General features: G+C 37.5%; 10 protein-coding genes. 8 read left to right on the forward strand and 2 right to left on the reverse strand.

Features of this window, described 5'->3' with window-relative positions; translation table 11 throughout:
- From U9Q18_02660 to hpt, 8 genes are all read left to right on the forward strand, one after another.
- A partial coding sequence (locus U9Q18_02660) for a nucleoside-diphosphate sugar epimerase/dehydratase (GenBank protein MEA3313258.1) occupies nt 1-1,476 on the forward strand: 1,476 nt, incomplete at its 5' end.
- Nucleotides 1,477-2,343, forward strand: a complete 867-nt coding sequence (galU, locus tag U9Q18_02665) for a UTP--glucose-1-phosphate uridylyltransferase GalU (GenBank protein MEA3313259.1) — start codon at nt 1,477-1,479, stop codon at nt 2,341-2,343.
- 333 nt (nt 2,344-2,676) lie between these two features.
- Nucleotides 2,677-3,957 (forward strand): ATP-binding protein, encoded by a 1,281-nt coding sequence (locus U9Q18_02670; protein ID MEA3313260.1) that lies wholly within the window; start codon nt 2,677-2,679, stop codon nt 3,955-3,957.
- A gap of 702 nt (nt 3,958-4,659) precedes the next feature.
- The gene (locus U9Q18_02675; GenBank protein ID MEA3313261.1) at nt 4,660-5,418 is read left to right on the forward strand and encodes a hypothetical protein; all 759 of its coding nucleotides are present in this window, start codon (nt 4,660-4,662) and stop codon (nt 5,416-5,418) included.
- Complete coding sequence (locus U9Q18_02680; protein MEA3313262.1) at nt 5,415-6,191, forward strand: nucleotidyl transferase AbiEii/AbiGii toxin family protein; 777 nt, start codon at nt 5,415-5,417, stop codon at nt 6,189-6,191. The genes U9Q18_02675 and U9Q18_02680 overlap by 4 nt, the downstream gene beginning before the upstream one ends.
- A gap of 616 nt (nt 6,192-6,807) precedes the next feature.
- A complete protein-coding gene (locus U9Q18_02685) occupies nt 6,808-7,035 on the forward strand; it encodes an antitoxin, RHH family protein (GenBank protein ID MEA3313263.1) in 228 nt (75 codons plus the stop codon).
- A gap of 3 nt (nt 7,036-7,038) precedes the next feature.
- Nucleotides 7,039-7,314 carry a type II toxin-antitoxin system RelE/ParE family toxin gene (locus U9Q18_02690; GenBank protein MEA3313264.1) on the forward strand — a complete coding sequence of 92 codons (276 nt, stop codon included), beginning with the start codon at nt 7,039-7,041 and terminating at the stop codon, nt 7,312-7,314.
- Nucleotides 7,315-8,078: 764 nt separating this feature from the next.
- Nucleotides 8,079-8,606, forward strand: coding sequence for a hypoxanthine phosphoribosyltransferase (hpt, locus tag U9Q18_02695; protein ID MEA3313265.1), 528 nt, complete (start codon nt 8,079-8,081; stop codon nt 8,604-8,606).
- Here hpt and purB read toward each other — a convergent pair.
- Together purB and U9Q18_02705 are read right to left on the reverse strand one after the other, a co-directional pair.
- The gene (purB, locus tag U9Q18_02700; protein ID MEA3313266.1) at nt 8,603-9,928 is read right to left on the reverse strand and encodes an adenylosuccinate lyase; all 1,326 of its coding nucleotides are present in this window, start codon (nt 9,926-9,928) and stop codon (nt 8,603-8,605) included. The genes hpt and purB overlap by 4 nt on opposite strands.
- On the reverse strand, nt 9,918-11,014 hold a 1,097-nt coding region (locus tag U9Q18_02705), incomplete at its 5' end, for an adenylosuccinate synthetase (GenBank protein ID MEA3313267.1). The genes purB and U9Q18_02705, both read right to left, overlap by 11 nt.

The raw sequence follows: 11,014 nt of genomic DNA on the forward strand, positions 1-11,014 counted from the left end.
AGGATAATCAGGGAAAAAAGAAATGTAAATTCAAAAGCCAGCTCAGAGAGGAGAGAAAAAGGTGTTCTTATTATTGGAGCAGGTGACGCAGGAGAAAAGGTAATAAGAGAAATTGTAGCACATCCCGAATTAAATTATAGAATTGTCGGGATCTTGGATGATGACGAACGGAAAAAGGGTGGCAAAATTCACGGCTATACGGTATTTGGCAAGATAGACCGTTTACCATATATCGTTAACGAAATGGGGGTTGATATTGTTCTTATTGCTATCCCATCTGCATCAAAAGAATTGTTAAGAAAAATTGTCTCTCTTGCTTCTGATACACCGACAGAGGTTAAAACATTGCCTGGTATCTGGGAAATTATCGGCGGGGAAGTGAATGTAAGTAGTATAAGAAATGTTCAGCTTGAAGACCTTTTATCGCGTCCTTCGATTAAGACAGATACTGATTCCGTTAAAAAATATATAAAAAATGGTGTTGTGCTTGTAACAGGTGCTGGTGGTTCTATAGGGTCGGAGATTGTGCGGCAGGTTGCAATGTTTAGCCCTAAGAAAATTATTCTTTTAGACAAGGGAGAAAACGGTGTATTTGAGATAGAAAGAGAGCTTGTCGATGAGAGGAATTTTCATAAAGAAGTCCCTGTGATATGCGACATTAGAGATAAGGATAAGGTATTCAAGATTTTTGATGAGTATAAGCCCGATGTTGTGTTTCATACTGCAGCGCACAAGCATGTGCCTTTGATGGAAAGCAACCCGGATGAAGCAGTAACAAATAATATCTTTGGCACAAAAAATCTTTTGGATGCTGCTGTAAAATATGGAACGGGTAGATTTGTTAACATCTCTACGGATAAGGCAGTGGATCCTACAAGCATTATGGGAACGTCGAAAAGAGTTACTGAAAAGATGCTGCAGTATTATGCAAAAGATAATCCTAAGGCAGTGTTTACAAGTGTGCGGTTTGGCAATGTGCTGGGCAGTGCAGGCAGCGTAATAGAAGTGTTTAAAAGACAAATAAGAGGAACAGGTATCCTTACCGTGACTGACCCGAAGATGGAGAGATACTTTATGTTGATACCCGAGGCGGTGCAGCTGGTGCTGCAGGCGGGGGCACTTGGAGACGGCGGAGAGATATTCGTTTTAAAAATGGGGGATAGAGTAAATGTATTGGAGCTTGCAAAAACATTTGCAAAGCTCTCCGGATTTAAAGTAGGGAAAGATGTGCAGATTAAGATTACGGGCAATAGAGGCGGAGAAAAAATCCTTGAAGAATTGTGGGATAAAGAGGAAGCGGTAGAGGATACAGAGAATCCGTATATTTTAAAAATAAGGCCAGATGATGGTGTTGTGAAAAAAGAAGAATTTTTTGAAATACTTGATCAATTAAAAACTGCTGCAGTGGATATGGATTTTGGTAAAGTCAGAAAAATCTTTATGGAGATAATCCCTGAAGCAAGACTGGAGGCATAGATGAAGATTAAAAAGGCAGTAATACCCGTTGCAGGATTGGGTACGCGGCTACTTCCTGCTACAAAGTCACAACCTAAGGAAATGTTGCCTGTAGTTGATAAACCGGCTGTGCAGTATGTTGTGGAGGAGGCAGTTCAGTCTGGTGTAGAAAATATTTTATTTGTTACAGGACGTGGCACAAGAGCAATCGAAGATTATTTTGACTATGCTGCAGAGCTTGAGAAAGAGCTTGAGGCAAGGGGCAAAGATGAGCTCTTAGAGATTGTAAGGAATATAAGCAATATGATTTCTATTTTCTATGTCCGTCAGAAACAACCAAAAGGCCTGGGAGATGCTATTTATCATGCAAAAGGATTTATAAAGGATGAGTCTTTTGGAGTGCTCTTAGCTGATGATATTATTGACTCGGAGGTACCATGTTTAAAACAAATGGCAGACGTTTATAAAAGTTGTCCGGGAATAATATTAGGTGTTATGAAAGTTCCAATAAAGGATGCCAATCTTTATGGAATTGTAGAGGGTAAAAAAATTGGAGATAGAATGTATGAGGTAAAAGGCCTTGTGGAAAAGCCGGAGCCGATGAGGGCACCTTCTAATATTGCCATTGTTGGAAGATACATCTTTACATCATCTATTTTTGAATCTTTAGAAAAAACGAAACCCGGGAAAAATGGAGAGGTGCAGATTACTGATGCAATAAGGAACTTGCTTGTTAAAGAGAAGGTTTATGCTTATGAATTTGAGGGAAAACGTTTTGACGTAGGCGATAAAATAGGTTACTTAAAGGCAAATATTGCATTTGCATTGAAAAGAAAGGATATAGGTGAGGAATTAAGAAAATACTTAGAAAGGGTTTTAGAAGAATGAGATTGTCACAGCCACTACATGATTACTTGGTGTAATACATACCAAGGAAAAGAGCAGAATGACTGGGTTTTTCTGTTACTGCGCTCCCGTTGATCACTTGACTTTCTCTTTGTCACCCTGAATTTATTTCAGGGTCTTTTAGTTTAAGAATAAGATTCCGAGACAAGAACGGAATGACAAGGAAAAAACAAAATGATTAAAAGAGGGATTCTTCTGTCGCTTCGCTCCCTCGAGAATGACAGGATAAGAAATGCAAGGGCAAAAAAGCAGCAAACTAAATCCTTGACACAAGGACATATTTTTTATATAATATCCTTATGATAAGGATAGAATATGAATAAAGAGTTGTTAAAGGAAGTAATTCTCTCCAATGAAGATTATATAAACAAAACTGTTGGGCGGATCATGGGACGGGAAGGCATTGTTTTGCCGGAATCATTAAAAAAAGTTGTAATTTTCTATGGGGTAAGGAGAAGCGGTAAAACTTTTATTCTTTTTCGCCTGTTTAAAAAGTACAAAAACAATTCAGTATATATAGATTTTGAAGATGACAGGCTGCAAGGATTTAAGCTGAAAGATTTTGAAAGTTTGAAAGAAGCATTGCTTGAACTAAAGCCAGAGTTGATAGGCAAGAAAATTGTATTTCTCTTTGATGAAGTACAGAACGTAAATGGATGGGGAAGGTTCTGCAGAAGAGTCATAGAAAGAGAAAATGCCACCGTATTTGTCAGTGGCTCTTCCTCTAAGATAATGCCCTATGAAATAAACACAGCGCTGAGAGGAAGATCCTGGAATATGGAAGTATTTCCTTTTTCTTTTAGAGAGTATCTGCGCACTAAGAATATAGATCCTGATAAAGAGAACATATTTTATAGCACAAAAAAATTTATTGTAAAAAAGTACTTTCTTGAATATCTCAATTGGGGAGGATTTCCCGAAGTTTTATTTGCCAAATCAGAGTTTGAAAAGCGGAAACTCCTTAAAGAATATTTAGATGCTATGTTCTTCAAAGACCTTGTTGAAAGGTATGAAATAACGAATGTTCAGCTGATAGAGACTCTCCTTGACAAATTGTTCTCTTCTTTTTCAACAAGAATTTCTCTTACATCTTTTTACAAACAATACAAAGACAAATTTCCTTTTTCAAAGGATTTGCTTTTCAGGTACTATAAATATATTTTAGAAAGTATGCTTGTATTTGAGGTAAAGAAGTTTTCTGAATCTATATACAAGAGAACAAGAAATCCTGCAAAAATTTATCTCGTAGATATAGGACTTGCAAAAGGGCTCACTTCAAAGGATACAGGTAGGAAATTAGAGAATCTTGTTTTCTTAGAATTAAAAAGAAGGGGTTATGAAGTTTTTTACTTTGACGATAAAAATGAATGTGATTTTATTGCCGTTAAAGACGGAAAATTCTTTCCTATTCAAGTACCCTATGAATTGAATAAAAAAAATACAGATAGAGAGATGGGAGGGATGACAAAAGCTTGCAAACTGCTTGATCAAAAGAAAGGAATTATTATCACTTATGATGAGGAAGAAAGCACAAAGATAGATGATATATCTGTAGATATCGTTCCAATATGGAAATGGATATTGAAGAAAAGGTAAAGTTGTTTTTTAATCTTTAAAAGAATCCAACTGTAAGTTTTGCAATAGGGATTTTGGCAAAGTCAGAAAAATCTTTATGGAGATAATTCCTAAAGCACGGTTGCGGTAACTTCTTAATTCGAGGAACACATTCCCTTTATTAGAGGGAACGAATTCCCTCGATACTCCTTTTTAAAAGCAAAAGAAGAAAAGAGTTAAGGAGGAGATTGCCACACCTCTTTTCAAGAGGTTCGCAATGACCCTCTCTGTCACTGCGCTCTTTTCCTTGGCACGCATTACGCCAAGTCAAGCAACGGGAGCGTGGCAGTCCCATAGTAATATTACTTTAAATTTTTGTTTTTATAAAACAATTGTTTGTTGTTAAGGAGGAGATTGCCACGCCTTCGGCTCGCAAAGACCCATGATGACGAAGAAAATCAAAAGAGAGATTCTTCACTTCAGACTTGGCGTAATGCATGCCAAGGAAAATAGCAAAATGACATAAAGGTGTACGATTTTAGCAAAAATTCAGTGTTGGTGACTTCCCTAAATATATTTTTACAAACTAATTGATTAAATCAATTTTTGATGTTTCAAAATTTAATTGATTGTGATACAATAAAAACATGGAAGAGATGGTTTTGAATGACGAATTTATTATTGTATGGCATTCTCAATTGCATATGCCAAAGTTCCCTTTAGTGTATCCTAAGGAATGTGAAAATGAGAAGAGATATATTAAATAAACTTGCAAGGCAAGGTGAATCATTCACATTCAGAGATGCACAAGAAATTGTAGGAAGTGATGCAAGTACTGTTAAAAAGCTTCTTTCACGCTTTGAGAATAAAGGTTTAGTCCAGCGTATTGAAAAGGGAAAGTACATCATTTTACCGCTTGGGGCAGAGAAGGGGTACTACACTTTGCATGAGTTTGTCATTGCCTCGCTGCTTGTTAATCCATACTGTATTTCATACTGGTCAGCACTGCATTTTTATAGTTTTACAGAGCAAATTCCCAATGTGGTGTTTGTACAAACAACTGCATACAAGAAAGTGCAGGAAAAAGAGGTTCTTGGTATAAGGTATAAGTTCGTTAAGGTAAAAAAAGAAAAGTTTTTTGCAGTGGAAGATATCTGGATTGAAAACAGCAAAGTGAACATTGCAGAAAGAGAAAAGGTAATAGTAGATTGCCTGGATAAACCGCAATACTGTGGAGGCATTATAGAGGTTGCAAAGGCATTAAAACACGGAACGTATGAAAAGAGAAAACTTACACGTTTTGCAAAGCAAATAGGAAACTCTGGAGTAATTCGCCGTCTCGGGTTTCTCTCAGAATATGTAGGAAAGCCCGTAAAGTTGCCCGTAATAAAGGCAAGGAATTACCTCTACCTTGATCCAACAATGCCTCACAAGGGAGAGAAGAATGCCCGTTGGAGGCTGATCTTAAACCTGAATGAAAAGGATTTGGGGAGTTTGGAGTGATTCCGGTAGTAGAGATAAAAGAGAAGGCAGTGCACTCCGGAGTGCCCATTTCTACAATTGAAAGGGACTATGCTCAGAACCATTTGCTTGCTGCACTTGTAAAAATTAATATGGTTCTGAAAGGTGGCACAGCAATCCGCAAGCTGTACGTAGAAAATTACCGCTTTTCTGACGATCTGGATTTCACAATGTGTGAGAATATTGAAATCTCTACATTGAAGGGAAAGATAAGGAAAGCGGTTACTGAAGCAAGAGAGGAAAGTGGAATCAATTTTTCAAATAGGATAAAATTTGAAGAATCTAAAAGTGGAGTCAGGGTAACGGTGTTCTTCTCAGTTATTCAACGAAGCAACAATGTGTCTATCAGCATCAAACTGGATATCGCGTTTGCCTCACGGGAAAAGATTCTTTTGAATACTGTGGAACGGAAACTTATACATCCTTATTCTGATATACTTTCTGCATCCCTTAAGTCATATACGCTAATGGAAATTCTTTTAGAGAAACTCCGGGCCCTCTTTGAACGCACACGCCCGAGGGATTTATATGACATTTATTACTTCAGGCACTACCTCTATGAGGAAGGCTTTAAAGAGTTATTCAATGAAAAATGTCGTCTTAAAGGTATAGTTTCCGACATCCAATCTGTAATAGAGCGCAAGGTAAACTTCAAAAATGCCTGGGAAAACTCCCTGCACAATCAGTTCAAGAGCATCCCGCAATTCGAAGAAACTTATGCTGGAATAATTGACGCGATAGAAAAGATTCTTTAATAGGCTGGGTCAAATTGCTGCAGTGTTTTACTCTAATGTTCGCAACGACAATAAAGCTGTCGGATTGCTTTGTCGGGTTCGCAATGACTCTCTCCGTCACTGCGCTCTTTTCCTTGGCACGCATTACGCCAAGTTGAGCAACGGGAGCGTGGCAGTCCCATAGTAATATTTCTTTAAATTTTTGTTTTTATAAAACAATTGTTTGTTGTTAAGGAGGAGATTGCCACAGGGCAAAAAAACTGCCCTTCGCAATGACAGGACAGAAACAAAAGAGGAGGTTGCTTCGTCACTACGTTCCTCGCAAAGACTCGTGATGACAAAGAAAAGCAAAAGAGAGATTCCGGATCGAGTCCGGAATGACAACAAAAAAACAAAAGACGAGATTCTTCTGTCGCTATGCTCCCTCCAGAATGACAACCTTTTTTGTCACCCTCGAGCGTTTTTTGCGAAGGGTCTCAGGGTAACGTTTCTTTTTTTCTTATTGCTTCCCTAAAACGATGTTTTGTTGTTAATGATGAGGTTATTTGAGGATCTATTAAAATTTCTAATGATTCAATTCAGTCTCTTGACAGGTTCACCAAAAGTGATACACTGCTAGCTGTAAGGAGGTGTAAAAATGGCTACAAAGAAACCAAGAGTTAATGTAGTGCTTGATAAGAACATATATAATGTCATCAAGAGCTTGTCTGGAAGCGAAGATATGTCAATGTCTTCTACTATAAGAGATTTAGTTAAAGAAGCCTTAGAGCTAAGAGAAGATATAGTGCTCTCTAAATTTGCAGAGGAAAGAGAGAAAACTTTTGATAAGTCAAAGGCGCTCTCCCATAAGGAAAATTGGGGCTAAAGTGTGAGATTTACTATTATATATCATCAAGACGTGAAGAAGATAGATCTACCAAAACTAAATAAAAATATAAAGCTGAGGGTTAAAAAGGCAATAGAAGAAAGGCTAACAACAGAACCCACAAAATACGGTAAACCCTTAAGGAAATCTCTGAAGGGATATTGGAAGTTACGTGTAGGAGATTACAGAATTGTTTATAAGATAAAAAATAAAGAGGTATTTGTTTTCGGAATCATTCACAGAAGAGAAGTCTATAGAGATACATACAATAGGATTTGAAAATAAAAGGCGAAGTCTTAATAAATATATTATTTTTACATATTATTCACCTCCTGAATAGAATTTATTCATATCTTGAATAAATTATAGCATTATCTTAAGAGATTTAAAGTCAAACTGTAAGTACTTTTTTATGTATTTTTAAAACAATTGTATTTGTTGTGCTTTATGCAAATCGTTAATGTCAGAGATTATTTTTAAGTAAGGGAACACATTTTCTTTATTCGAGGGACGCATTCCCTCGATACTCCTTTTTAAAAGCAAAAGAAGAAAAGAGTTAAGGAGGAGATTGCTTCGTCACTGCGTTCCTCGCAAAGACTCGTGATGACAAAGAAAAGCAAAAGAGAGATTCCGGATCGAGTCCGGAATGACAAGGAAAAAACAAAAGAGGAGATTGCCACAGGGCAAAAAAACTGCCCTTCGCAATGACTGGTTTTTTCTGTTACTGTGCTCCCATTGGTCAACTTGGCGTAATGCACTTTCTTCTTTGTCACCCTCGAGCGTTTTTTGCGAAGGGTCTCTTATTTTGAGGGGACACATTCCCTCGAGACTCCTTTTTAAAAGCAAAAATAAGGACAAGGAAGGATGGGAAAGTGGTTATTTTTATGCTAGGCACCATTTTAACCATTTTGACCGATCTGTCGATTGATTTTTTGTAATAAGGAGAGTGTAATAACGAGAAAAATAGGAAAAAATCTGAAAAAGAGTATAATTAATTGTGCCCTTTGTGTGCGGGGTAAAATCTTTGTAAGAGAGGGAAGCGAATGAAAAAAGAGAACCTTGAAGTATTGATCACTCAGAAGGATTTGAAAAAGCGCATCAAAGAGCTTGCTGATGAGATTAGCACAGCTTACAAAGGGAGAAAGCCCGTGTTTGTTTCTATACTTAAAGGTGGTGGTTTTTTCCTTGCTGACCTTGTCAGGGAGATGAAGCTGGACCTTACGCTTGATTATATTGCAGCTTCAAGTTATGGTGAGGGAACAGAATCATCTGGCAATGTTCGCATACTTAAGGATCTTTCCGCACCGATTGATGACAAAGACGTAATAATTGTTGAAGATATTATCGATACGGGCTACACGTTAAAAGCGATACGCGACATGCTTAAGGCAAGAAAGGCAAGCAGTGTGAAGGTTTGCGTGTTGCTGGATAAACCCGACAGAAGAAAAGTAGATGTGTCAGTTGACTATCTTGGTTTTACAATTCCCGATCTTTTTGTTGTAGGTTACGGCATTGACTATGCCGAGCGATACAGAAACTTGCCGTACATTGCCGTACTAAAAGAAAGTTAGATAAGTTCTTTTTTTACCGTTTTTATCGCCGTATCAACAAGCTCTTCTGCTTTTCCTGAGAGGTATTGCGAGATAATGATTTTGCGGTTTTTCTCAGGAATGTTTTTCAGCAATGCTTCTTTTACCGTTTTCTTTCCCCTTGTTTTTTCTTTTATATCTTTGTATCCTTCTATTTTTCCTTGTTTTCTAAGGGACAGCTGCACAAGTTCAGAGAGAATTTCCTGATGTGCCTCAAGATCTTTTCCAATTTTTTCTTTGTCTATCACAATTTTTTCTAATCCTTTTTTAAGTGATTTTACAGAGAGCAAGCTGTGCCCGAATGCAACGCCAAGATTTCTTTTTACTGTGGAATCCGTCAGGTCTCTCTGGAGGCGGGATTTCAAAAGCTTTCTTGAAAAAAACTCGAATAAATTTTCTGCAATTTCTGCATTCCCTTCGCTGTTTTCAAAAAAAATTGGATTAACTTTATGAGGCATGGTGGACGAGCCCATTGATTTTTTGGAGGTTTTTAAGCTTAAATATCCAAGCAAAAAATATAGCCAGATGTTTTTGTTTAAGTCAATGAGGATGGAATTTATTCTTTTCATTGTGTCAAACAGTTCCGCGTATGAATCTGTAAAAAGGATTTGCGTGGAAAAAAGAGTAGGGGTGAGATCAATGTGTTGTACAAAATTTTTTGAGAAGGTTATCCAGTTAACTTCAGGGTAAATTGTGCAAAGTGCATTAAAATTGCCTGTTGCCCCGGTAAGCTTCCCCTGTATTTTTATTTGTTTAAGTTTTTTGTACTGTGTTGTGAGCCGCACTGCATAGTTTGCACATTCTTTTCCTGCCGTCGTGGGAGTAGCTGGCTCTCCGTGGGTGCGCGAAAGCATCACATCGTGCTTGTGCTTTGATGCGTATTCTGCAAGTTGTAAGATGGTTGTTTTTAGAGCATTGAGGTATACATTTGTAGCTTCTTTCAGCATCAGTCCGTATGCAAGGTTATTTACATCCTCTGATGTGAGGCCAAAATGCACAAAGCGTCTTGCATCTTTGTTCGTCTTTTCTTTTACAAATTCTATAACCGCTCCTATATCGTGCTGCGTTGTTTTTTCGATTTGCTTAATTCTTTTTGCGTCTCTGTCTGAAAAATTGATGTAGATTTTTTTTAGCGCTTGCTTTGGAATTTTTATTTTGATTGTTTCACAGAATGCAATAAGATATTCAATTTCAATATAAACTCTTTTTTTGTTAAGTGCTTCTTCTGAAAAAATTTCTGTAATATCTTTTACATCGTTAAAATATCGCCCATCAAGAGGTGATATGCTATTTCTATTTTCCATAGGTGATTGTATCCTCTCTTCCCGGCCCAAATGAAAGTATCGTTACAGGCACTGCTAAAAATTCTTCTATCAGTTTGATATAGTTTTTGATGCCGACAGGCAATTCTTTTTTTGTTTTGCCTTTCAGTGCCTTCCACTCTTTTTTTGAAAGAGCTTTGATGGGGGTTGTAATAGTTTTGTATATGGGCACTGCATTTGCAAGATCTTTTGCACTTGCCGGGAATGTTTTAACGATTTTTCCATTTATTTTGTAGCCCACAGCAACTTTCACTTTGTTCAGAGTGGATAACACGTCAATTTTCGTTAATGCGATTTCCGTTATGCTGCTTATGTCCACCGCATATTTCAGTGCAAAGAGGTCTAGATGCCCTACGCGTCTTGGCCTTCCTGTGGTTGCGCCAAATTCGTTTCCTGCATTCTGAAGAATATCTCCGTCTTTTCCATTTATCTCGGTGGGGAATGGCCCTTCTCCCACGCGCGTTGTGTATGCTTTGCTTACTCCTACGACTCTTTTGATATAAAATGGGTTTGCTCCTGCACCTGTAAGTGCTCCTTGTGCAATTGTATTGGATGAAGTAACAAATGGGTACGTTCCAAAGTCTATGTCAAGCATTACACCCTGTGCTCCTTCAAAAAGGACATTTTTACCGTTTTTCATAGTATCGTTAATGATGTATGTGGTATCTTCAATATATTTTTTTAGTTTTTTGCCATATATTGTATACTTTATTGATGTTGACGTGCAAAATTCGCCAAATTCTTTTTCGGTTATGATTCCTTTTGCGATAAATTCCTTTTTCTTTTTTTTAAGCATGTCTGTTATGTCTTTTTTTGCGCTATCTTTTACAAGCTCTCCCATCCGAATGTTTGTTCGTTCCATTTTCCCCATGTATGCCGGCCCTATTCCTTTTCCTGTTGTGCCGATTTTTTTTCCGTTTGCTCTGTCAAATTCGATGTGATGTGACAGGATTACCTGCGCTCTTTTGCTGATTTGAAGTAATGGTTTTATGCCAATTTTTTTTACTGCTGCTATTTCTTTTAACAGTTCCTCGGGGTTTATTACAACACCGTTTCCAAGTATGCACT

Source organism: Caldisericota bacterium (assembly GCA_034717215.1).
Classification (GTDB): Bacteria; Caldisericota; Caldisericia; order Caldisericales; family Caldisericaceae; genus UBA646.